This is a genomic window from Agreia sp. Leaf210 (assembly GCF_001421485.1).
Lineage (GTDB): Bacteria > Actinomycetota > Actinomycetes > Actinomycetales > Microbacteriaceae > Agreia.
Genome location: NZ_LMKK01000001.1, coordinates 69469 through 91603, shown reverse-complemented (window position 1 = coordinate 91603; position 22135 = coordinate 69469). Strand labels below are relative to the sequence as shown.

The 22135-nt window shown below is 67.8% G+C and carries 21 protein-coding genes; 13 read left to right on the top strand and 8 right to left on the bottom strand.

What is annotated here, in order from left to right; genetic code table 11:
• Positions 1-36 precede the first annotated feature (36 nt).
• Positions 37-1254, top strand: a complete 1218-nt coding sequence (locus ASE64_RS00440; protein WP_055777175.1) for a sensor histidine kinase — start codon at positions 37-39, stop codon at positions 1252-1254.
• A complete protein-coding gene (locus ASE64_RS00435; protein WP_055774428.1) occupies positions 1251-1853 on the top strand; it encodes a response regulator transcription factor in 603 nt (200 codons plus the stop codon). Before ASE64_RS00440 ends, ASE64_RS00435 begins: the two co-directional genes overlap by 4 nt.
• Here the strand turns inward: ASE64_RS00435 and ASE64_RS00430 are convergent.
• Both ASE64_RS00430 and ASE64_RS00425 read right to left on the bottom strand, forming a co-directional pair.
• On the bottom strand, positions 1850-2932 hold the full coding sequence (locus ASE64_RS00430) for an App1 family protein (protein ID WP_055774427.1): 1083 nt from the start codon (positions 2930-2932) through the stop codon (positions 1850-1852). The genes ASE64_RS00435 and ASE64_RS00430 overlap by 4 nt on opposite strands.
• Before the next feature lie 35 nt (positions 2933-2967).
• Positions 2968-3705 carry an SOS response-associated peptidase gene (locus ASE64_RS00425; RefSeq protein ID WP_055774424.1) on the bottom strand — a complete coding sequence of 246 codons (738 nt, stop codon included), beginning with the start codon at positions 3703-3705 and terminating at the stop codon, positions 2968-2970.
• A gap of 67 nt (positions 3706-3772) precedes the next feature.
• Between ASE64_RS00425 and ASE64_RS00420 the strand changes: the two genes are divergently transcribed.
• The 5 genes from ASE64_RS00420 to ASE64_RS00400 all read left to right on the top strand — a co-directional run bounded on the left by ASE64_RS00420 (position 3773) and on the right by ASE64_RS00400 (position 7777).
• Positions 3773-4435, top strand: a complete 663-nt coding sequence (locus ASE64_RS00420; protein ID WP_162234528.1) for a TetR/AcrR family transcriptional regulator — start codon at positions 3773-3775, stop codon at positions 4433-4435.
• A gap of 135 nt (positions 4436-4570) precedes the next feature.
• Positions 4571-5431, top strand: coding sequence for an ABC transporter ATP-binding protein (locus ASE64_RS00415; protein WP_055774418.1), 861 nt, complete (start codon positions 4571-4573; stop codon positions 5429-5431).
• Positions 5428-6114 (top strand): ABC transporter permease, encoded by a 687-nt coding sequence (locus tag ASE64_RS00410; RefSeq protein ID WP_055774416.1) that lies wholly within the window; start codon positions 5428-5430, stop codon positions 6112-6114. Before ASE64_RS00415 ends, ASE64_RS00410 begins: the two co-directional genes overlap by 4 nt.
• Complete coding sequence (locus tag ASE64_RS00405; protein ID WP_055777172.1) at positions 6111-6848, top strand: ABC transporter permease; 738 nt, start codon at positions 6111-6113, stop codon at positions 6846-6848. The genes ASE64_RS00410 and ASE64_RS00405 overlap by 4 nt, the downstream gene beginning before the upstream one ends.
• A 2-nt stretch (positions 6849-6850) precedes the next feature.
• Positions 6851-7777, top strand: a complete 927-nt coding sequence (locus ASE64_RS00400) for a glycine betaine ABC transporter substrate-binding protein (RefSeq protein ID WP_055774412.1) — start codon at positions 6851-6853, stop codon at positions 7775-7777.
• Positions 7778-7844: 67 nt separating this feature from the next.
• Here the strand turns inward: ASE64_RS00400 and ASE64_RS00395 are convergent, their stop codons facing one another.
• Genes ASE64_RS00395 through ASE64_RS00380 form a run of 4 tightly spaced genes read right to left on the bottom strand, consistent with a single transcriptional unit; the run spans position 7845 to position 10701 of the window.
• The gene (locus ASE64_RS00395; RefSeq protein ID WP_055774407.1) at positions 7845-8693 is read right to left on the bottom strand and encodes a CPBP family intramembrane glutamic endopeptidase; all 849 of its coding nucleotides are present in this window, start codon (positions 8691-8693) and stop codon (positions 7845-7847) included.
• Positions 8632-9324 carry a DedA family protein gene (locus tag ASE64_RS00390; protein WP_055774406.1) on the bottom strand — a complete coding sequence of 231 codons (693 nt, stop codon included), beginning with the start codon at positions 9322-9324 and terminating at the stop codon, positions 8632-8634. The genes ASE64_RS00395 and ASE64_RS00390 overlap by 62 nt, the downstream gene beginning before the upstream one ends.
• Before the next feature lie 49 nt (positions 9325-9373).
• Entirely contained in the window at positions 9374-10318 is a 945-nt protein-coding gene (locus ASE64_RS00385) for a M56 family metallopeptidase (protein WP_082465807.1), read from the bottom strand.
• A 2-nt stretch (positions 10319-10320) separates the two neighbouring features.
• Entirely contained in the window at positions 10321-10701 is a 381-nt protein-coding gene (locus ASE64_RS00380) for a BlaI/MecI/CopY family transcriptional regulator (protein WP_055774399.1), read from the bottom strand.
• A 96-nt stretch (positions 10702-10797) separates the two neighbouring features.
• Here ASE64_RS00380 and ASE64_RS00375 point away from each other — a divergent pair, with 96 nt between their 5' ends.
• Genes ASE64_RS00375 through cydC form a run of 4 tightly spaced genes read left to right on the top strand, consistent with a single transcriptional unit; the run spans position 10798 to position 16553 of the window.
• Positions 10798-12234: a cytochrome ubiquinol oxidase subunit I gene (locus ASE64_RS00375; protein ID WP_055774396.1), complete on the top strand. Its 1437-nt coding sequence runs from the start codon at positions 10798-10800 to the stop codon at positions 12232-12234.
• A 2-nt stretch (positions 12235-12236) separates the two neighbouring features.
• The gene (gene cydB / locus ASE64_RS00370) at positions 12237-13247 is read left to right on the top strand and encodes a cytochrome d ubiquinol oxidase subunit II (RefSeq protein ID WP_055774393.1); all 1011 of its coding nucleotides are present in this window, start codon (positions 12237-12239) and stop codon (positions 13245-13247) included.
• Between the two features lie 4 nt (positions 13248-13251).
• The gene (cydD, locus tag ASE64_RS00365) at positions 13252-14898 is read left to right on the top strand and encodes a thiol reductant ABC exporter subunit CydD (RefSeq protein WP_055774391.1); all 1647 of its coding nucleotides are present in this window, start codon (positions 13252-13254) and stop codon (positions 14896-14898) included.
• Positions 14898-16553 (top strand): thiol reductant ABC exporter subunit CydC, encoded by a 1656-nt coding sequence (gene cydC, locus ASE64_RS00360; RefSeq protein WP_055774388.1) that lies wholly within the window; start codon positions 14898-14900, stop codon positions 16551-16553. The genes cydD and cydC overlap by 1 nt, the downstream gene beginning before the upstream one ends.
• Before the next feature lie 5 nt (positions 16554-16558).
• On the opposite strand, the gene ASE64_RS00355 is transcribed toward cydC, so the two are convergent.
• Positions 16559-17344 (bottom strand): aminotransferase class IV, encoded by a 786-nt coding sequence (locus ASE64_RS00355; protein ID WP_055774385.1) that lies wholly within the window; start codon positions 17342-17344, stop codon positions 16559-16561.
• A gap of 18 nt (positions 17345-17362) precedes the next feature.
• On the opposite strand from ASE64_RS00355, the gene ASE64_RS00350 reads away from it, so the two are divergent.
• Entirely contained in the window at positions 17363-18721 is a 1359-nt protein-coding gene (locus tag ASE64_RS00350; RefSeq protein WP_055774381.1) for an anthranilate synthase component I family protein, read from the top strand.
• Positions 18722-18733: 12 nt separating this feature from the next.
• Here ASE64_RS00350 and ASE64_RS00345 read toward each other — a convergent pair whose 3' ends face one another.
• On the bottom strand, positions 18734-19333 hold the full coding sequence (locus ASE64_RS00345) for a DNA-3-methyladenine glycosylase I (protein ID WP_200920069.1): 600 nt from the start codon (positions 19331-19333) through the stop codon (positions 18734-18736).
• Between the two features lie 149 nt (positions 19334-19482).
• Between ASE64_RS00345 and leuS the strand changes: the two genes are divergently transcribed.
• Positions 19483-22080, top strand: coding sequence for a leucine--tRNA ligase (gene leuS / locus ASE64_RS00340; RefSeq protein WP_200920106.1), 2598 nt, complete (start codon positions 19483-19485; stop codon positions 22078-22080).
• Positions 22081-22135: the final 55 nt, after the last annotated feature.

Here is a 22135-nt window from a genome sequence, read left to right as displayed (position 1 = left end):
GGCCGTGACATCTGTCACGCGCCTATGGTGGTGGACGTGACGCATCCCGCAGACTCTCGCCGCGCATCCGATACGACCGGGCGACCGGGCTCGACGACGGCGCGGGGAGTCGTCGCCACCTGGTGGTACACGGCGTCTGCGGTCGTGTTCTTCGAGGTCGTCATCGTGCTGATCTGGGTGGCGACGCTGATCCAGAGAGGAGAGCAGGCGGCGACACTGCTCGTGGTCTCGGCTGCGGGACTGATCTGGATCGCCTCGACCCTGCCGCTGGTGCGCACCTATCGGCATCGCACGGGTGAGACGACGAGCCTGCCCGGCCGCTCTGTTCTCGTGCCGCTGCTGGTGGCTGTGGCCGCCGGCGCCGTCGTCTTCTCGGTGAGCGGTCTCTGGTTGATGCTCGCGCTGCCGCTGGCGCAGTCTCTGCAGCTGCTCGACTGGCCGCGCCCCGTGCGCCTGCGCCTGGTGATCGTCGTCACGGTGCTGCTGGTGTGTCTCTGGGGGCTCGACGTCAATGGCGCCTTCGCGGGGCCGGGAGGCGGCGACTACTTCGTGTTCGGCTTCTACACGAGCGTTCTTCCGTTGATGACGGTGTTCTCGCTCTGGTGGTGGGACGTCCTCATCGCGCTCGACCGCGCCCGGATCTCCGAGTCGCGCCTTGCCGCCGCGGAGGAACGCTTGAGCGTCGCGACAGACGTGCACGACCTGCAGGGTCATCATCTGCAGGTGATCGCCCTGCAGCTGGAGTTGGCCGAGCGCCTGCTGCCCGATGACCGGGATGCCGCGCTGCAGCAGCTGCGCGCGGCGCGAGTGAGCGTCGACGAGGCACGCCAGGGAACCAGGGACCTCGCCACGAGGTTCCGCTCCGTGCCCCTGCCCGACGAGCTGGCGAATGCCCGAGACCTCCTCCGTGCGGCGGGCATGGCGGCAGACTCGCGTGTCTCACCGGATGCGGCCGATGCTCCTGCCTCGGTCTTCGCACCCGTCATCCGTGAGACGACGACGAACGTGCTCCGTCACGGCGGCGGACGACGGGCCGCGCTGGCCCTCACCCGTGGCGGCGAGCAGTGGCGCTACGAGATCCGAAACGACACCGCGGAATCCAAACCGATGATCGTCGCCGACAACCGCGGATCAGGGCTCGACGGCATCGCTCGGCGCGTGGGCGCGGCCGGTGGTTCCCTGACCGTGACGACAGACGATGGAGAGTTCTGCGTGGTCGTCACGGTTCCGGACAACCGGGCGGTGCGAGCATGATCCGGGTGCTTCTCGCCGACGACGAGGCGATGATCCGCTCCGCCCTCGCGGCCCTGCTGCGCCTCGAGGGCGACATCGACGTGATCGCCGAATGCGCCGACGGCGAGGAGGCCGTCGCCGAGGCCGAGCGGCTGAAGCCCGATGTGTGCCTTCTCGACCTCGAGATGCCCGGCCTCGATGGAGTCGAGGTCGCCGAGCGGCTTCGGCGCACGGTCAGCGCGCGGTGCGTGGTGGTCACCCGTCATGCGCGCCCCGGCGTGCTGAGGCGTGCGCTCGCGGCCGGAGTGGCCGGCTTTCTGCCCAAGTCGCGGGATGCCGGAGAAGTTGCCGCGGTCATCCGGCGGGTGATGGCGGGAGCCCGGTACGTCGACCCGGAGATGGCGGCCGACGCGTTGAGCGACGAACGCTGCCCGCTCACCGATCGAGAGCTCGACGTCTTGCGCGTCGGCCGTCGGGGCGAGACGACCGCCCAGATCGCCCGGCAGCTGAAGCTCGCGCCCGGAACGGTGCGCAATCACGTATCGGCCGTGCTCGCGAAGCTCGCCGTCGATACTCGTCAGCAGGCCGTGTTCGTCGCCCAGGAACGCGGCTGGATCTAGCGCGGCGGAAGCTGGAGGATGCCGGCCTCGGTGAGCTGGGCGGAGATGCCGGCGCCATCGGGTGCGTAGACCCACGTCGCGCCGGTCTGCTCGGTGTGCACCTCGTCGTTCGAGCGGCCTCCGGCCAGAACGGCCTCGCTCGGCGAGAGCTGTCGGATGGCGACCGCGGCGATGCTCTCGGGAAAGTCGATGGCGAAGTCCGCGTAGATCTCTTCGTCGTGCTGCCCGTCGTCGCCGATGAGCAGCCAGCGCACGTCGGGGAACTCGCGTGCGAGGCGACGCAGGTTCTCTCGCTTGTGCTCGCGCCCGCTGCGGAACCAACGATCGTGCGTCGGACCCCAATCGGTGAGAAGCAGAGGGCCTGCGGGGTAGAGGTTGCGTGAGAGGAAGCGGCTGAGCGTGGGCGCGACGTTCCACGCGCCCGTCGAGAGGTAGATGACGGGGGAGGTGGGGTTCTCAGTCGTGAGGCGTTCGAGCAGCACGGCCATGCCGGGCGTGGGCACCCGTGCGTGCTCATCGAGCACGAAGGTGTTCCAGGCAGCCAGTAGAGGCCGCGGCAAGGCCGTAACCATGACGGTGTCGTCGATGTCGCTGACGACGCCGAAGCGAGACGAGGGATCGAGGACGAAGATCGGAGCCTCGACCGTCTGGCCGCCGTCGATCCCGATGGTGACCGTCTGCCACCCGGGCTCGAGTACGACCTCGATGACCGCATCCACGACGCCGCCGCGATCGGCGGCCACCGTGTGGGACCCGCCGCCCGCCTCGACCGTGACCGAGGCGTTGCCGAAGGGGACGCTGGTGAAGCTCCTCCACCCGCGAACGCTCTCGTGCTGCGTGCGGGCCTTGCGGTCTTCGCGCGATCCGGGTCTGGGCGGGGTCGTCAGCAGCACCCGGGCGAGGACCCTGACCCAGGTGGTCGACCCGTATCCCGTGAACGGGATGACCGTGGGCACCTTGCCGCTGGCCTGTGCGCGCTTCTGGCGGAACTCGTGCACCGCGTCTTCGATGCGGGCCGCACGGTGAATGATGACTTCGGCGCCCTGCTTGGCCGAGAGGGGCTTATCCGATTTCCGCACACCCCAGTGTCGCACGCATCCGATTTGCCTCGCCGTCAGTCGACCGGCATGACCAGTTCGGGCGAGTCGTTGCCGACCGTGCCGACAGCGGTCCCGACCGTGTGGAACACCATGTCGTCGGCGAGCTCTTCGGCGGCCAGCGAGATGTCGGCGAGCAGTCCCGCGTCTCCGGTGGTGCGCGGGTCGAGCCAGTCCTCCATGAGTCCAGGCTCGAGGAACACGGGCATCCGCTCGTGCAGCGAGGCCAGCGGCCCCGCTCCGGCTCGAGTCAGGATGGTGGTCGAGAGCAGCCAACGAGCGGGATCGTCGGCGGCGACCGCAGGATTGCGCCACCACTCGTACAGCCCGGCGAAGAGGATCGGCTCGTCGTCGCCGGCTGAGACGAACTGCGGGCTCTTGCTGCCGTCGGGCGCAATCAACCACTCGTAGTATCCCGACGCCGGTATGGCGGCACGGCGCGCGGCGACGGCCTCGCGGAAGGCCGGCTTCTCTGCCGCCGTCTCGATGCGGGCGTTGAAGAGAGGCGCGGATGCTGTCGGCTCGGTCGCGAACCCGGGCACGAGTCCCCAGCGGGCCGACTCCAGCCGCCTCAGCACGGCGGGTGCGTCCTCGTCGGTCGCGGCAGCACGATTGACGGCATCGATGATCACCGGGACGCGCTGGGTCGGTGCCACGTTCCACGATGGCTCGGGTAAGTCGGCGCCTTCGACATCGACATCGAAGAGGGCGACCAGGTCGCCTGCAGCACGGGACACGACGAAACGACCACACATGTTCTCTATTCTGCCGCCCTCGCGCAACTAAGATGGTCAGCACATCCCTGATGAAAGGATCGGCGCCGTGCCTGTGAACAACGTCACCGAGGAAATCCGCGCCGACGCCGTGCAGGTGCGCAACGAACCCATTCAGGCTCGCAGCTCCGATCGCATCGCCGCTCTGCTCGACGCGGCGGCCGCCGTCGTCGACGAGGTGGGAATCGAACGACTCACCACGGCCCTCGTCGCAGACCGAGCCGAGGCCTCCATCGGAACCGTCTACCGCTACTTTCCCGACCGCATCGCGGTCTTGACGGCACTGGGAGCCCGCAGCATCGAGCGGTTCCTGCGGCAGTTCGAAGCCGACATCGCCGAGAAGACCCCCTCGAGCTGGATCGACGCGGTCGTCGTCTCGATCGGCTCTTCGGTCGCCATGCACCGCAGCGAGGTGGGCTTCACATCGATCAGACTCGGCGACCTGGTCTCGTCGCCCGAGACCGACGTGTCGCGCATCAAGACGCGTCGCGTCGCTCAGAATCTGCACGACGTGCTGATCGAGAAGTACGGCGTCTCGAACGAGGCCGCGTTCCTGACGCGCCTCGAGGTCGCCGTCACCATGATCGACGCGCTGCTGGTCCGTGCATTCATGCTCGGCGGCACGGGAGACGACACGATCATCGACGAGTGCGAGCGGGTCGTTCGCGACTATCTCACCCGCAACGACGAGAGCGCCACGCCGCTGGCCTGACCCGGGCCGGGTGCACCTTAGCCTGCCGGACACAATTCGTCATTCCCGGCTCGCATGCTTTGCCGATTGGGGCGTTGCATGTTTGGCTGAGGTCACACGCGCGCACTCGTGCGCGCCAGACGAACGGGCCATGACATGATCGAATTCCGTCAGGTCTCGAAGCGTTTTCCTGACGGCACGCTGGCCGTCGAGGACTTCAGCCTCGTGATCCCGTCGCGCAAGACCACGGTCTTCGTCGGGTCCTCCGGCTGTGGCAAGACCACTATCCTGCGCATGATCAACCGCATGATCGACCGGTCATCCGGCTCGATCGAGATCGACGGCGAAGACATCGTCGGTCTCGACAAGGTGAAGCTCCGTCGTCGCATCGGCTACGTGATGCAGAACTCCGGGCTGCTGCCTCATCGCAAGGTGGTCGACAACGTCGCCACCGTCCCCCTTCTGAACGGGGTTCCGAAGCGGGAGGCTCATGCCCGGGCCCTCGAACTCCTCGACACGGTCGGTCTGGATCGCTCCCTTGCGAACCGCTACCCGAGCCAGCTCTCGGGTGGTCAGCAGCAGCGCGTGGGCGTCGCCCGTGGACTGGCGGCCGACCCGAACATCCTGCTGATGGACGAGCCGTTCGGCGCGGTCGACCCGCTCGTGCGCGCAGAGCTCCAGCAAGAACTCATCCGGCTGCAGCGCGAGCTCGACAAGACGGTCGTCTTCGTCACACACGACATCGATGAGGCATTCCTGCTGGGCGACCAGGTGGTCATCCTGCAGAAGGGCGGCGTCATCGTGCAGAAGGGCTCGCCGACCGAGATCCTCACGGCTCCGGCCAACGACTTCGTGGCCGACTTCATCGGAGCGACCAAGGGCAAGAGGGCGCTGCACATCGACCGGCGCGACGGGCGTGACGTGGTGCTCGACAGCGAGGGCCGCGCTGCCGGAGTCCTGGTCGACGGTGCCCCGTCCGGCGGCGACCCGAGGCCCCTCGAGGACGAGCCGGCATGAACTGGATCATCGAGAACCTGCCCCTCATCGGACAGCGCACTCTCGAGCACCTCGCACTCAGCATCCCGCCCATCGTTCTGAGCTTCGTCCTCTCTGTTCCGCTCGGCTGGGTGGCGAACCGCTACCGGCTCAGCCGCGGAGTGCTGCTCACGGTGCTCGGCCTGCTCTACGCGATCCCCTCTCTGCCGCTCCTCATCGTTCTCCCGATCGTCCTGGGAACGGGCGCGAGGGATTCGATCAACGTCGTCGTGGCGCTCACCCTCTACGGCATCGCGCTGATGGTCCGCACGACGTCGGATGCCCTCGGCTCGGTGTCGTCGGACATCAGCCAGTCCGCCACCGCGATGGGATTCTCGCCGTGGACGCGCTTCTGGAGGGTCGATCTGCCGTTGGCGGGTCCGGTGCTTCTCGCGGGCATCCGCGTGGTGGCGGTCAGTACCGTCAGCCTGGTCACGGTCGGTGCGGTCCTCGGTATCAAGAGCCTCGGGCTGCTCTTCACCGACGGATTGCAGCGCAACATCGTGGCAGAGGTGCTCGCCGGCATGGTGGCCACCATCGCGCTCGCGCTGCTGATCGACGCGGCACTGGTGCTCCTCGGTCGGCTTCTCATGCCGTGGGCGCGTGCGACCCGACCCTCCTCCACGCGCCGCTCGCGGCTCACCGCAGAGGCGGCCGCATCGTGAATCTGCTCATCGACGCCTTCGCCTGGATCTTCGATCCGGCCCATCTCGGGGGACCGAACGGCATCCCGATCCGTCTCGTGCAACACCTCACGATCAGCCTGGTCGTTCTCGTCATCGCGAGCGTCATCGCGATCCCACTGGGGTACCTCATCGGGCACACGGGTCGCGGTCGCAGCCTGGCCGTGAGCCTGACCGGGGGATTCCGGGCGCTGCCCACCCTCGGCCTGCTCATCATCGTCGCGCTCTGGCTCGGAATCGGCGTGGAGGCCCCCATCATCGCGCTGGTGGTGCTGGCGGTCCCGCCGATCCTGGCCGGCGCCTACTCGGGGTTCGAGGCGATCGATCGCCGCACGATCGACTCCGCTCGGGCCGTGGGCATGACGGAGGGGCAGATCGTGCGCAAGGTCGAGGTTCCGCTCGGCCTGCCGCTGCTGATCGGAGGGCTCCGTTCGGCGACACTCCAGGTCATCGCGACGGCGACCCTCGCCGACTACGTGGGTGCCGGCGGCCTCGGGCGCTTCATCTTCGTCGGCCTCAAATCCAACGACTACTCCCAGATGCTCGCCGGGTCACTGCTCGTGATCGCGCTCGCGCTGCTCAGCGAGGGAATCTTCGCGGTGTTGCAGAAGTTGGTCGTACCACGCGGCGTCGTCGCAAACCAGAACACAGATGTCCGCACGCCGTCATCCCGACGCGTCGCGGTGGTGGGGTCTCCCACCCAAGAGAGGAAATAACGATGTTCACAGCAAACATTAGGAAGGGCCGGATCGTCGCAAGCGTTATCGCGGTCGGTGCCGTGGTGGCACTGGCAGGGTGTGCAACATCCGATCCGCTGGACGCCGGATCCACTGATGCGGCCAGCACCGACTCCATCGTGATCGGCTCGCAGGACTACTACTCGAACGAGATCATCGCCGAGATCTACGCCCAGGCGCTCGAGGCCAACGACTACACCGTCGACCGCCAGTTCCGCATCGGTCAGCGTGAGGTCTACCTTCCCGAGATCGAGGCGGGCAAGATCGACCTGTTCCCCGACTACAGCGGCAGTCTGCTGCAGGCGCTCAAGCCCGACACGAAGGCGACGACGAGCGACGATGTCTACTCCGAGCTCGAGGCGGCTCTGCCCGACGGCCTGCGCGCGCTCGACAAGTCCGAGGCGAGTGACCAGAACTCGTACACGGTGACCGAGGCCTACGCGGCCGAGAACAAGCTCACCGACATCGCCTCGTTGAAGAACGTGACGACCCCGATCGTCGTCGGCGGCAACGCGGAGCTCGAGACCCGCCCCTACGGCCCGGCGACGCTCAAGGAGAAGTACGGAATCGACACGACCTTCCAGTCGATCGAGGACTCGGGCGGACCCCTGACCGTGAAGGCGCTCGTCGACAACACGATCCAGTTGGGCAACATCTACACGGCCGACCCCAACATCAAGTCGAACAACCTTGTCGCTCTGACCGACCCCGATGGCCTGTTCGTGGCCGACAACGTCGTGCCCGTCGCGTCGAAGAAGGTCGACGACAAGGCGGCGGACATCATCAACAAGGTCAACGGTGCGCTGACCGAAGACGATCTCGTCGAGTTGAACTCGCAGAGCGTCAACGACCAGAAATCGGCCGAGGTCATCGCCAAGGCGTGGCTCGCCGAGAAGAAGCTCTTCTAAGCCTTCTGTCACCACGAGCGGGTCCGTCGACCGAGGTCGACGGGCCCGCTCGTTCGTGGAGCGGGCGTCATCTACTGGTGGCGAAGAAACCCAGAAGAGCCACGCCATTGAACACCATGTGCGCGACGATGCCGGGGCCCAGTCGACCCGTACGGGTCGCGAGCGCGGCATTGGCCAGCCCGAGAACGAGCGTCGAGGTGCCGAGCACGAGGAGTGTGGTCAGATCGGGCGCCTGATACAGGTGCATGGCCATGAAGGCCACTGACGAGATCAGAATGCTGGCCAGCAGGGCGCCGCGCGCCCGAGCCGCGGAAGGCGGAGCAGTGCGCGGGTGCGATGCTCGGCCGCGCAACACACCGTTTCTGATCGCCCGCAGCAGCAGCCCGCGAAAGAAGAGCTCCTCGACGAGGGGAGCCACAAGGGTGGTGGCGACCACGGTATTGAGGACGATCCAGACGAGATCGCTCTGCACCGGCACATTGCTCGTCGGCACGCCGCCGGTCAGCCCGACCAACGGAATCGCGATGATGACGCCGACGATCTTCGCCGCGATCCCCACGCCGAGCCCGGTGGCCAGGTCGACGGGCCGAAAGCGCAGACCGAAGTCCCGAGCGAGTGAGCCGGTTCCCCGCGAACGCGCTGCAAAAAAGGCCGGCAGGAACAGCGCGCCGTACCCCGCGAGCACGGCCGCGAAGAGCAGCGGGCTCTGTGCCGCGCGCGGCACGAACAGGGCGAGGGTGTTGACGACGATGAGGATCGCGACGAACAGACCGATCCCGATGGCGAACTGAGGCAGACCCCAGCGGATGGCCGCGTCGGGACGATATCCGATCGACGAGTAGTCGTCGGCCGCCTCAGTGGGGGAGTGCGCCCCGCTCGGCGGAGTCAGGGGAATCGGGGGAGTCTGGTGCGTCATTCATGTGCCTCTCCTCACCGCGCGCGATGACTTTCTTCACGATGATCACAACGATAACGAAGACCACGATGGCGGCCACGAAGATGTACCCCGCGAAATGCAGGCGGTCGGCCAGCTCGCGGTAGCTGCCGGCGGCGACCGAGCCGGCGGTGACGTAGGCGAACGACCACAGGATGCAGGCGGGCAAGGTCCACGCGATGAATCGGCGGTAGGTCATCGTGCTCATGCCCACGGTGACGGGGATGAGAGAGTGCAGCACGGGGAGGAAGCGCGAGAGGAACACGGCGATGCCTCCGCGGCGATCGAGGTAGCGCTCTGCCCGCTGCCAGTGCCGCTCTCCGATTCGTCGGCCGAGCCGCGAGTGGCGGATCCGCGGGCCGAAGTAGCGGCCGAGCATGAATCCGATGCTCTCGCCGCCGAGTGCGCCGACGATGGAGGCCAGGGCGAGCGCGACGTATTGCACCGGGCCCTGCACTCCGGTGGCGGTGACGAGCAGTACGGTGTCGCCCGGAACGATGAGACCGAGCAGGATGCTCGTCTCGAGCAGCATGGCGACACCCGCGATGAGGGTGCGCCACACGGGATCGACGCCGGACACCGTGTCCAGGATCCAACTGAGAATCTCGTTCACGCCCCGAGCCTATGACCTGTCGGTGTCGATGACCTGGGGATGCGCCCGATCACAGCAGGGCGACGAGCACGGCGACGGGCACGGCGACGAGGACGACCCCGGTCGCGAGCACGAGGGCGCGAGCTGCCCGGGAGAGAGAGTCGGGTGGGGAGATCAGACGCGATACCCGCGCCCCGAGTGTCTCGGGATCGGCCTCGGGCACGATCTCGTCTGACGGGAGAGGTGCGGACGCGGGGTCGCCGTCTCGCCAGGGGGAGCCGACGATGGCGATCGCCGTGGCGAGCGAGGCGTCGTCCACCTCGCGACGAGCGTCGTCGTCCGCCAGCATCTCGACGAGGAGGGCGACGGCCTTCTCGGCGCGGTTCGCGATGGGAAACCACGGGAGCGCGATGTTCCACGCCTTGAAGGCGAGCAGCACGAGATGGTGATACTGGCGGAGGTGCGCCCGCTCGTGGGCCAACACGGCTCGGAGCTGCGCGGCATCCAGAACCCGAACCAGGCCCTCGGTGAGCACCGTGATCGAGCGCACGCCGGGAAGGCAGTACGCGACGGGTGCAGGGAAATCCAGCATGCGCGTTCCGGGGCTGCCCTGAAGCGGTGAGCTGAGGAGTTCGATCAGTGCTCGATGCCGATGGCGCTCGCGGGCGGTGTTGGCCGCCGTGGTCGCGAGACTCAGCACCAGGTGAACCCCGAGCACCACGGCGCCGGCCAGCGAGACGATCTGCAAGGCGCCGGCCTGAGCGGGCACGGGGCCGTCGAGGATGTGGCCGGAGAGGAGTGTCGATGCGACCCCCAGGTCGTTCTCGAACGGCGTCAGGCCGAACGCCAACAGCGCCCCGATCATCGAGAGACCACCGGAGAGGGCAACCGCCTGCCACAGCGCCAACGCGGTGCCCGGGGCGCGGGCGGGCCACGCCGCTTTCGACAGGGCGATGGGAACGGGCCACGCCAGAGCGAGGGCGAGAACCGCGAGCCCGATCCAGGCTCCGGTCACCGTCAGTTACCGGTGCCGCGGGATGCGAGGAGGCGGCGAAGCGTTTCGGCTTCGGTCGGTGAGACCCCACCGACGAAACGGGCGAGAGCGTCGTCTCGATCGGGCGCGAGCTGCAGAACCTCGTGCATGAGCTCGGCCGTGTGCTCAGACCGCGAGTTGACCGCGTGATAGCGGTGCGGCCTGGTGGCGCGGCTGCGCGAGACGAAGCCCTTGCTCTCGAGGCGCGAGAGCACGGTGAGCAGAGTGGTCGTCGCGAGTTCGCGACGCTTGGCGGGAGCCTCGGCTGCCACCAGCCGTTCGCCGAGTTCGGGGGCGGAGAGGCCGTCGGGGGACTCCCACAGGGCGTTCATCACCGAACGCTCGAGTACGCCGAGAGTGATCATGCGACAAGACTACCTTTTCGTTTCGATATGTTCTACGCTCTGTAGAAGAAGGATTTCTACGTTGTGTAGAAGTCTACTTCCGAAGGGGAACTCTCCATGAACGAGTGGCTCGATCCACTGCTCCTGTCGCGTTGGCAGTTCGGCCTCACCACCGTCTACCACTTTCTCTTCGTACCCATCACGATCGGCATGGCGCTCACTGTCGCTCTGTTCCAGACCGCGTGGGTGCGCACAGACAAAGAGAAGTATCTGCAACTCACGAAGTTCTTCGGAAAGCTCTTCCTCATCAACTTCGCGATGGGCGTCGTCACGGGAATCGTGCAGGAGTTCCAGTTCGGAATGAACTGGTCCGACTACTCGCGGTTCGTGGGCGACGTGTTCGGAGCGCCGCTCGCCATGGAAGGCCTGCTCGCGTTCTTCTTCGAGGCGACATTCATCGGGCTCTGGATCTTCGGCTGGGACAAGCTGCCCCGCGGCCTGCACCTGGCCACCATCTGGGCGACCGCGGTCGGCAGCATCCTCTCGGCCTACTTCATCATCGCCGCCAACGCATTCATGCAGAACCCGGTGGGCTACGACATCAACGAGGCGAAGGGGCGTGCCGAACTCACCGACATCTGGGCACTCCTCACGAACAAGGTGGCGCTCGCGGCGTTCCCCCACACGATCTTCGCCTGCTTCATGGTCGCCGCCGGTCTCATCATCACCGTCGCCGCCTGGCACCTCTCGCGCAATCAGCACCTCGACACCATGCGCCCGGCGCTCAAGTTCGGCCTGTGGATGATGATGATCGCGGGTGCTCTCACCGTCTTGACCGGCGACTCGCTCGGCCTCGCCATGGTGCAGACGCAACCCATGAAGATGGCGGCTGCGGAGGCGATGTACACGACATCGACGGGAGCCGACGCCTCGTTCAGCATCTTCACCCTCGGCACGCCCGACGGCTCGAGCGAGTTGTTCTCGATCCGCATCCCGTACCTGCTCTCGTTCCTCTCGACGCACACCTTCGACGGCACCGTCGAAGGCATCAACGATCTTCAGGCTCAGTACGTTCAGCTCTACGGTCCCGGCGACTACACGCCCACCATCTGGGTCACCTATTGGGCGTTCCGGTGGATGATCGCTCTCGGCGTTCTGCACGTGTTCACCGCGTTCGTCGGTCTCGTGCTGACCCGAAAGAAGAGCGCCCTCGGCGCCCGCCTGTTCGCGGGTCGCTGGGGCCGTTGGATCTGGAAGGCCGCGATCTGGAGCTTCCCGCTCTCGCTCGGCGCCATGATCATGGGCTGGGTCTTCACCGAGATGGGCCGGCAGCCGTGGCTCGTGTTCGGCCTGCTCAAGACGGCTGACGGCGTCTCCCCGAACGTCACCGGCCTCGAGGTGCTGATCTCTCTGATCGCCTTCACCCTCATCTACGGCTCGCTCGCCGTCGTCGAGTTCAAGCTCATCAAGAAGGCTGCCCAGAAGGGCCCGGACGACCTGCCCGAACCCCATCCCGAGACAGGCGTGCGACGCCAGGAAACGACGGTGTACTGATCATGGACCTCACTATCCTCTGGTTCGGAATCATCACATTCCTCTTCATCGGATACTTCGTTCTCGACGGCTTCGACTTCGGCGTCGGAATGTCGATTCCGTTCCTCGGAAAAGACGACACCGACCGCCGGGTCATCATCAACACGATCGGCCCGATCTGGGATCTGAACGAGACCTGGCTGATCGTCGCCGGCGCCTCGCTGTTCGCGGCGTTCCCCGAGTGGTACGCGACCCTGTTCTCGGGCTTCTATCTGGCGCTGCTCCTGATCCTCTTGTCGCTCATTCTGCGCGGTGTCTCGTTCGAGTATCGCCACCAGCGGCCGGAGGCCGCCTGGAAGCGCCGATTCGACGCCATGATCGTGATCGGTTCTGCCGTCCCCGCTTTCCTGTGGGGCGTCGCGTTCGGCAACATCGTCCGCGGTGTTCCGCTCGATTCGGGTTTCAACTACACCGGGTCGTTCTTCGACCTCCTGAACCCCTACGCGCTCCTCGCCGGGCTCACCACGCTGCTGCTCTTCTTCACGCACGGCACGCTGTTCGTCTCGTTGAAGACCGACGGGGAGCTGCAGCGACGAGCCCGGCGGTTGGCCGGTCGCTCGGGGCTGCTCACGATCGTCGTCGCCGCGTCCTTCCTCCTGTGGACGACCCTGGCGTACGGCACCTTCTGGTCGGCCGTGCTCTCTCTGGTCGCTGCGGTCACTCTGATCTCCGCCGTGCTCGCCAACGCTCGGGGGCGCGAGGGGTGGGCGTTCGGTGCGATGGCGGCGACCGTCGCGTTCGCCGTACTCAGCCTGTTCCTCTCGCTCTTCCCCGATGTGATGCCGGCCTCGAACAACCCGGCCAACAGCCTCACCATCGCGAACGCCTCGTCGTCGGCTTACACGCTGCAGGTCATGACCTGGGTGGCCCTCGTGGCGCTCCCGCTGATCCTCGCCTACCAGGGCTGGACATACTGGGTGTTCCGCAAGAGGATCACCCGTGCGCACATCGAGGGTGCGCAGGCGGCACACTAGACGAGTGAAACCTCTCGATCCCCGGCTGCTCGGCTATGCCAGAGCAGCCCGGGCATTCCTGGCGGCGGGTGCGCTGATCGGGCTGGCCCAGACCGCCTGCATCGTGGGGTTCGCCTGGTTTCTCAGCCAGGTCATCGTGCGAGCGATCGACGGACAGGGCCTTCACGAATTGGCTCCGCTGATCGCGGCACTCGCCGGCGTCGTGGCGGCGCGCGCCCTGCTGCTCTGGATCGCCGAGGTCACGAGCACCCGAGGCGCCGCCCGGGTCAAGAGCCAGCTGCGCTCCCGCGTGCTCTCTGCCGTCACCCGGCTGGGCCCGGGGTGGATGGCCGAGCGGAACGCGACGTCGGTGGCCACCGTCACCGGTCCCGGTCTCGATGCCCTCGACACCTATTTCTCCCGCTATCTTCCGCAGCTCATCCTCACCGCCATCGCCACGCCGGTCGTCGTTCTCGTGATCTTTCTCCAGGACTGGCCGAGCGCCCTGGGCGTGGTGCTGACACTCCCGATCATCCCCGTCTTCATGGTCCTCATCGGGTGGGCCACGCAGACCGTGCAGAAGAAGCAGTGGCGTCTGCTCAACAGCCTCTCCACCGGCTTCCTCGACGTCGTCGGGGGTCTCGCCACGCTGACGCTGTTCGGACGCGCGGCACGCCAGGCCGAGCGCATCCGCAGTGTCACCGAGCAGTACCGCGTGCAGACGATGAAGGTGCTGCGGGTCTCGTTCCTCAGCGGCTTCGTTCTCGAACTCGTGTCGAGTCTCGCGGTCGCCGTGGTCGCCGTCTCGGTCGGGCTGCGCCTGATAGACGGTTCGCTGGGCCTCTCCGTCGGGCTCTTCGTGCTGCTTCTCGCGCCCGAGGCCTTCCTGCCGCTGCGCCAGGTGGGAACGCAGTTCCATGCCGCGGCAGACGGTGTCGCCGCGGCCGACGACGTCTTCGAGATCCTCGACGCGGAGTCGTCCGCCGCGTCCGCGACGGCTGTCGATGCCACGCCTGATCGCCCATCGGCAGGCGCGCTCGTCTTGACGGGCTTCGGTGCGGCATACGGCGACCGGCCCGTGATCGGGCCCCTCGACGCGGAGTTCCCCGAGGGCAGCTTCACCGCCATCACCGGCCCGTCCGGGGTCGGCAAGTCCACGCTCGTCGCCGCGCTCCTCGGCTTCGTCGGGCACACGGGCGTTGTCGCCCTCGGCGGGCGCGAGATCGAGGTCGGCGCGACCGGTCTCGACTGGATCTCGTGGTGCGGGCAGCGTTCCGGACTGCTCGCGGGCTCGGTCTTCGAAAACGTGACCCTCGGAAGCCGCTCGCCCGATCGCGCGCTGGCCGCGCGAGCGCTCGCCGTCGCCGCGGCAGACGAGATAGACCTCGACCGGATGCTCGGGGTCGCCGGGGCGGGCCTGTCGGGCGGGCAGGCGCAGCGGGTGTCGATCGCTCGCGCGGTCTATCGCGCGCTCGAGCGGCATTCATCTGTTCTGGTGCTCGACGAGCCGAGCTCGGCCCTCGACGAACTGTCTGAAGCGAGACTTGTCGAGGGGCTTCGCGCCCTCAGAGAGAGCACGACGCTCACGCTCGTCGTCGTGACGCACCGCGAGGCTGTCGCCCGTGCCGCCGACAGCATCCTCGCGCTCGAGCCGGCTGCGATGGCCGCCTGATGCGCACGACCGAGATTCTGCGCCTCGCCCAGCCGGGCGCCAGGCGATTCGCCCCCGGAGCCCTGCTCGGACTGTTGAGCGCCCTCTGCGCGGTCGGTCTGCTCGCGACCTCGGCCTACCTCATCACGCGTGCCGCCGAGATGCCGCCCATCCTCTATCTGAACATGGCGATCGTCGGCGTGCGGGCCTTTGCTCTCGGGCGAGCCGGCTTCCGCTACGCCGAGCGTCTCGCGAGCCACGATGCCGCGTTCCGCACCTTGGCGACGCTGCGGGTCGGCATCTACGAGCGCCTCGTGCCGATCGCCCCCGACGGACTCACCGGCACGCGACGCGGAGACCTCCTGACTCGACTCACCGCCGACGTCGACGAGCTGCAGAACCTGCCCCTGCGAGTCGTTCAGCCGCTGCTTGTCTCGGGGGCCGTGGCCGCCACCAGCGTCATCACGGTGTGGATCCTGCTTCCTCCGGCGGGCCTCGCCCTGTTGATCGCGCTCGTGCTCGCGGCGCTCGTGGGAACCGCGGCCAACGGCCTCATCGCGGCGCGCGCCGAGCGGTCGATCGCCCCGCTCCGGGGCGCCTTCGCCGACGAGGTGCTCGACACCGTCGTGAACCTCGACGTGCTCACCGCCTTCGACGCCACCGGCTCCCGGCTGGCCGCGGTCGAACGGGCCGACGCGCGGCTGACCCGCGCCGTGCTCTCGAGCGCGGCGGGCACCGGCGTCGCCACGGGCATCCTGTCTGTGCTGGCGGGGGCGGCGAGCATCGCCGCGCTCCTCGTCGGCATCCCCGCGCTCGGAACCGCGGGCTTCGACGGGCCGGTGCTCGCGATCATCGCGCTGGTGCCGATCGCCGTCTTCGAGGTGATCTCCAGCGTGCCGCTCGCGCTGTCGGCGCTCCGCCAGGTGCGTTCGAGCGCCGAGCGCATCGGTTCAGCCGTGCCGGAGATCGTGCCGCCGGAGATTCCGACAGACCGTGCAGCGGATGCGCGCCGAACGGTCGATCCGGCGAACGCGGTGATCGAGCTTCGGGGCGTCTCGGCCTCGTGGCCGCACGAGTCGTCGCCGGCCATTCGGGAAATCGACCTCACCGTGTCGCCGGGCGACCGCATCCTGGTGACCGGCCCGAGCGGATCGGGAAAGACCACGCTCGCGCACGTCCTGGTGCGCTTCCTCGAGTTCGAGGGCTCGTACCGCCTCGGCGGCGTCGACGCGCGCAGCCTGCCCCTCGCCGAGGTGCGGCGCACGATCGGGCTCAGCGAGCAGACGCCGTACCTGTTCGACGAGTCGATTCGGCAGAACCTGCTGTTCGCCCGAGACGACGCGTCCGACGACGAACTGATCGCGGTGCTCGAACGGGTGGGGCTGTCGGAGTGGCTCGATCAGCGCGGCGGTCTGGATGCACGGGTGGGCGAGCGGGGATCGCTCGTGTCGGGTGGACAGGCGCAGCGCATCGCCCTGGCCCGCGCGCTGCTCGCAGACTTCCCGATACTCGTGCTCGACGAGCCGACGGCCAACGTCGACCCGGGCCGAGCAGACGCTCTGCTGCGAGACCTGCTGTCCGCATCCGCCGACCCCGACGGCCGACGCGCGGTGGTGATCATCAGCCACCTGCCCGTTCCCGCCGAGCTGATAACGGCTCGTCTGCGGCTGGGCTGACGAGGCTAGGGGAGCGGCCGAACGAGGGCGTCGAGTCGGCGCTGCCACGCGGCCGCTCGTCCGGCGGTGCGACCGAGCGTCGGTCCGTTCCGCCACGACGTCACGACCCGGATACCGTGCAGCGCGTTGACCACCCAGACCTCGCACCCCGAGAGATCCGCCGGGGCGGCGAACTCCTCTCCGGTCGTGATGCCCGTGGCCGTGGCGAGAAGCCGGATGGACTTGGCGGTCACGCTGTCGACACGGCTGAGCGACGCCGAGGGAGCGAACAGCCGCTCTCCGCGCCACCACAGCACCGCGCTCGTGGCTCCGTCGACGACGTGGCCCGCGGCCGAGACGATGATCGGTTCATCGACATCGTTCTGCGCTGCCTCGCTCTTCAGCGCGCCGAGTCGGTCGAGGTCGGGACCCTTCACCGTGGCGACCGTTCGCGGGTCGCCCTCGTCGAGCGACGCCACGCGTACCGAGGCCCCGAGCGGGGGTGCGGGGCGCAGGCGGAAGGAGAGTGTCGGCCCGGCGTCCGTGCGCAGCGCCTCGACGCGGGGAAACCACTCGCCCGTGTGGGGGAGCGCATCGACCGCCGCCTGCCAGAAGCCCTCTGCGGCGAGCGAGTCGATGCTCGTCTGCGATGCGACGCCGCGAAGGAATCTGTCGCGATGCAGCTGCAGGGCCCGCACGCCCCCGTCGGCGACCAGCCAGCTGTCGGCCACGAACACGCCGTCGTGAGCCGGAACATCCGGCGACTCTGCCAGTTCTCGCCCCGTCCAGACGAAGAAGCGGGGCGCGATCACACGGCCTACGCTATTACAGTGTCCCGCCGCGTCGTCACCAGAGCACTCGAGCACTGGGTCGATCCCGAGCGGGTGTTCATCGAGGTCTACGGTCGTGAGCCGAATGCGTTCTGGCTCGACTCCGGTCGTGACGCGGCCTCGGGCACGAGCTATCTCGGCGCCGGAGACCCGATCGATGCTCCGGCAGACCTGCCCGGGCTGATCCACGATCTGCGCGAACGCCGGCGCGGGGTCGACCTGGTCAGCGGCGCGTCCGAGGGATTCGCACTCGGCTGGGTCGGCTGGCTGTCGTACGAGTTCGGCGCGGTCGAGCTCGGGGTCGACACGGCCTCGGCGACGACGCCCGGCGCGGCTCTGCTGTGGGTGACTCGAGCGATCGCCTTCGATCACCGGTCGGGCACGGTCACGCTGCTCGCGCTCGAAGGCGAACCGGATGCCGAGGGCTGGCTCGAGCGCACCGCGCGCCGTCTCGACGCCCTCCGTCTCGGACGCGCGCCGGTGCTCGCGCCATTTCCTCTTGCACAAGCGGACCGCATCCGGCAGCCCGCCGAGGCGACAGCCGCCCGGTGGAGGCACGACGCGCACGACTACGCGCGGCTGGTACGCGAGTGTCAGGAGTCGATCCGAAGGGGAGACGCCTACCAGCTCTGCCTCACGAACGAGATCACCGCCGAGGTGCACCCCGACCCTCTCGGTCTCTATATCGCCGTGCGCGCCGCTCACGCGAGCCACCACGGCGGGTATCTGCGCATCAACGACGTCGCACTCGTGAGCGCCAGCCCCGAGCGTTTTCTGCGCATCGACTCCTCTGGCGCCGTCGAGACGAAACCGATCAAGGGAACGCGTCCGCGCGGAGTGGACGTCGTCGACGACGAGCGGCTCAAAGAGGAGTTGCTCGCCAGCGACAAGGAGCGGGCCGAGAACCTCATGATCGTCGACCTGATGCGCAACGATCTCTCGCGGGTGGCGCAGCTCGGATCGGTCGAGGTGACCAGCCTGCTGGCGGTCGAGAGCTACAGTTCCGTTCACCAGCTCGTCAGCACGGTCACAGCCCGGCTCGCTCCCGAGGCCGATTCGCTCGACGCCATCGCCGCGCTGTTTCCCGCGGGGTCGATGACCGGGGCTCCCAAGATCAGCGCCATGCGCATCCTGAACAGGCTGGAAGGCGGCGCTCGCGGAATCTACGCCGGCGTCTTCGGCTACATCGGCCTCGATGACGCGCTCGACCTGGCGATGGTCATCCGCAGCGTCGTGCTCACGCCAGGCGGCGCATCCATCGGCACGGGCGGCGGCATCACGGCCCTCTCGGTCGTCGACGACGAGGTCGAGGAGACCCGGGTCAAGGCCGGGCCACTGCTGGATGCGCTCGGCCTGTAGCGGCGGGTCGGGCTAGAGCGCGCCCGGTTCACCCACGGCCAGGTGGCAGCCGGCGGCGTGATCGTTGACCAGGCCCGCGAATTGCATGAGCGCGTACATCGTGGTGGGTCCGACGAAGCGATAGCCGAGCGTCTTGAGTGCGGCGCTCGCGGAGGTCGAGAACGGCGTCGACGCGGGGACCTGGGAATACGACTCCGGCGCGACCGTGCGCCGTGGGGGAGCGTACTTCCAGAGCAGGGAGTCGAGCGCCCCCGGCTGCGGGTCGACGAGGGCCTTCGTCGCCCGGGCGTTGGCGATGGAGGCGGTGATCTTGGCGCGGTTCCGCACGATGCCGGCATCGGCCATGAGGCGCTCCACATCGCCCTCGTCGAATGCGGCGACACGGTCGATATCGAACGAGGCGAAGGCGGTGCGGAAGGCCTCGCGCTTGCGCAGGATCGTGATCCAGGAGAGCCCGGACTGGAATGCCTCGAGGCAGAGCTTCTCGAACAGCGGCTGGTCGCCGTGCAGCGTTCTGCCCCACTCCTCGTCGTGATAGCGCAGCATCTCCGGCGCGGAATGAGCCCAGCCGCAGCGGGTGACGCCGTCGGCGCTGGTGATGGTCGCATCCACGTGCTCAACGATACGGTGCGGGCAGGTTTAGTACGATGGATTGCTGCCGCGCCCCCGTGTCACGCGTCTGACGTGCATCGACGGGGTGTGTATCGCGGCGATCTTGGCCCAGCAGCCGAACCCAAGCAGGAATTGAGAGTCGCGTGACCATCGAAACGACGAGCGCCGAGCAGTACGACCCCCGCAACGACCCGGCCCTCCACTACGACTTCGCCGCCATTCAGAACAAGTGGCTGCCTCGCTGGGACGAGATGCAGCCCTTCAAGACCGACCTCGAGGGAGACAAGCGCCCGCGCAAGTACGTGCTCGACATGTTCCCCTACCCATCGGGCGACCTGCACATGGGCCACGCCGAGGCGTATGCGCTCGGAGACGTGATCGCGCGCTACTGGCGCCAGCAGGGCTTCAACGTGCTGCACCCCATCGGCTGGGATTCCTTCGGCCTGCCCGCCGAGAACGCCGCGATCAAGCGCGGCCTCGACCCGCGCCAGTGGACCTACGACAACATCGAACAGCAGAAGCGCAGCATGCGCCGCTACGCCGCCTCGTTCGACTGGGACCGCGTGCTGCACACCAGCGATCCCGAGTACTACAAGTGGAATCAGTGGTTGTTCCTGCAGATGTACAAGAAGGGTCTCGCCTACCGCAAGGCCAGCTGGGTCAACTGGGACCCGGTAGACCAGACCGTGCTCGCCAACGAGCAGGTTCTGCCCGACGGCACCTCGGAGCGCAGCGGCGCGGTGGTCGTCAAGAAGAAGCTCACCCAGTGGTACTTCAAGATCACCGACTACGCCGACCGTCTGCTCGACGACCTCAACCAGCTCGAGGGCTCATGGCCGTCGAAGGTGCTGAGCATGCAGCGCAACTGGATCGGACGCTCGATCGGTGCCGACGTCGACTTCGCCGTCGAGGGGCGCGACGAGCCCGTCACCGTGTTCACCACCCGGCCCGACACGCTCTTCGGCGCGACCTTCATGGTCGTGGCCCCCGACTCCGATCTCGCGATCGAACTCGCGGCAGAGTCGACGCCGGAGGTGCAGGACGCGTTCAAGCAGTACCTCACCGCCGTGCAGAAGAGCACCGAGACCGAGCGCCAGGCCACCGACCGCCCCAAGACCGGCGTGTTCCTCGAGCGCTATGCGATCAACCCGGTCAACGGAGAGCGCATGCCCATCTGGGCCGCAGACTACGTGCTGGCCGACTACGGCACCGGTGCGGTCATGGCCGTTCCCGCCCACGACCAGCGTGACCTCGACTTCGCGCGCGCCTTCGACCTGCCGATCCGTATGGTCGTCGACGTCACCGCACCCGCGACCGGCGCCATCCCGATCATCACCGACGCCATGCTTGCTGAACAGAGCCTCGACGACCCGAACTTCGGCAGCTACGACCCCGCCGTCACGGGAGTCGCGCTCGCGGGCGACGGGCGTCTCATGAACTCCGGCCCGCTGAACGGGCTCTCGAAGGTCAACGCCATCAAGAAGGCCATCGAGATCCTGCAGCAGCAGGGCGCCGGCCGCCCCGCCAAGAACTACCGCCTGCGCGACTGGCTGATCTCGCGTCAGCGGTATTGGGGTACGCCGATCCCGATCATCCACGGCGAGAACGGCGAAGAGATTCCCGTTCCCGAAGACCAGCTGCCCGTACTGCTGCCGCCGAGCGACGGCCTCGACCTCAAGCCGCGCGGAAGCTCTCCGCTGGGCGCCGCAGAGGACTGGGTCAACGTGACCAACCCCGTCGACGGCACCCCGGCGCTGCGCGACGCCGACACCATGGACACCTTCGTCGACAGCTCGTGGTACTTCCTTCGCTTCCTCAACCCGCACGACAGCGAGAAGGCCTTCGACCCGAAAGACGTCGACAAGTGGGCGCCCGTCGACCAGTACGTGGGCGGCGTCACGCACGCGATCCTGCACCTGCTCTACGCGCGTTTCATCACGAAGGTGCTGTTCGACCTGGGACTCGTCTCGTTCACCGAGCCGTTCAGCGCGCTGCTGAACCAGGGCATGGTTCTGATGGACGGCTCCGCCATGTCGAAGTCCAAGGGCAACATCGTGCAGCTGAGCGATCAGCTCGACGAGCACGGTGTCGACGCCGTGCGGCTCACGATGGCGTTCGCCGGCCCGCCGGAAGACGACATCGACTGGGCGGACGTGTCGCCGGCCGGGTCCTCCAAGTTCCTCGCCCGCGCGTGGAGGCTGGCCGGAGACGTCACCAGCAAGCCCGAGGTCAACTGGCGCGACGGCGACATCGCCCTGCGCCGGGTCACCCACCGCTTCCTGGCCGAGGCGCCCGGCCTCATCGAGGCGTTCAAGTTCAACGTCGTCGTGGCGCGCATCATGGAGCTCGTCAACGTGACCCGCAAGGCCGTCGACAAGGGCCCGGGCGGCGGCGACCCGGCCGTGCGCGAGGCCGTCGAGACGATCGCGCTCGGACTCAGCCTGTTCGCGCCCTACACGGCAGAAGACATGTGGGAGCGTCTCGGCTACCCGGCGACGATCTCCGGCTACGGCTGGCGAGGAGCCGATCCTGCGCTGCTCACCGAGGAATCGGTGACCGCGGTCGTGCAGGTCGACGGCAAGGTGCGCGACCGGCTCGAGGTGCCGCCCACGATCGCCGGCAGCGACCTCGAGGCGATGGCCCGGGCATCCGCCGCCGTTCAGCGCGCGATTGGCGATCGTGAGATCGTCAACGTCGTCGTGCGAGCCCCGCGCGTCGTCAGCATCGCGACGAAGCCGGCGGCCTAGCGGGAGTCGCCGAGTGGACGCCTACCGCAACACCGCGCTCGTGCTGCTGACGGGA

What these genes read in the sequence shown, in the direction of transcription:
- ASE64_RS00435 (WP_055774428.1), top strand. Translation starts at nt 1,251, where the DNA reads ATGATCCGGGTGCTTCTCGCCGACGACGAGGCGATGATCCGCTCCGCC.
- ASE64_RS00425 (WP_055774424.1), bottom strand. Translation starts at nt 3,705, where the DNA reads ATGTGTGGTCGTTTCGTCGTGTCCCGTGCTGCAGGCGACCTGGTCGCC.
- ASE64_RS00415 (WP_055774418.1), top strand. Translation starts at nt 4,571, where the DNA reads ATGATCGAATTCCGTCAGGTCTCGAAGCGTTTTCCTGACGGCACGCTG.
- ASE64_RS00410 (WP_055774416.1), top strand. Translation starts at nt 5,428, where the DNA reads ATGAACTGGATCATCGAGAACCTGCCCCTCATCGGACAGCGCACTCTC.
- ASE64_RS00400 (WP_055774412.1), top strand. Translation starts at nt 6,851, where the DNA reads ATGTTCACAGCAAACATTAGGAAGGGCCGGATCGTCGCAAGCGTTATC.
- ASE64_RS00395 (WP_055774407.1), bottom strand. Translation starts at nt 8,693, where the DNA reads ATGACGCACCAGACTCCCCCGATTCCCCTGACTCCGCCGAGCGGGGCG.
- ASE64_RS00380 (WP_055774399.1), bottom strand. Translation starts at nt 10,701, where the DNA reads ATGATCACTCTCGGCGTACTCGAGCGTTCGGTGATGAACGCCCTGTGG.
- ASE64_RS00375 (WP_055774396.1), top strand. Translation starts at nt 10,798, where the DNA reads ATGAACGAGTGGCTCGATCCACTGCTCCTGTCGCGTTGGCAGTTCGGC.
- cydB (WP_055774393.1), top strand. Translation starts at nt 12,237, where the DNA reads ATGGACCTCACTATCCTCTGGTTCGGAATCATCACATTCCTCTTCATC.
- cydC (WP_055774388.1), top strand. Translation starts at nt 14,898, where the DNA reads ATGCGCACGACCGAGATTCTGCGCCTCGCCCAGCCGGGCGCCAGGCGA.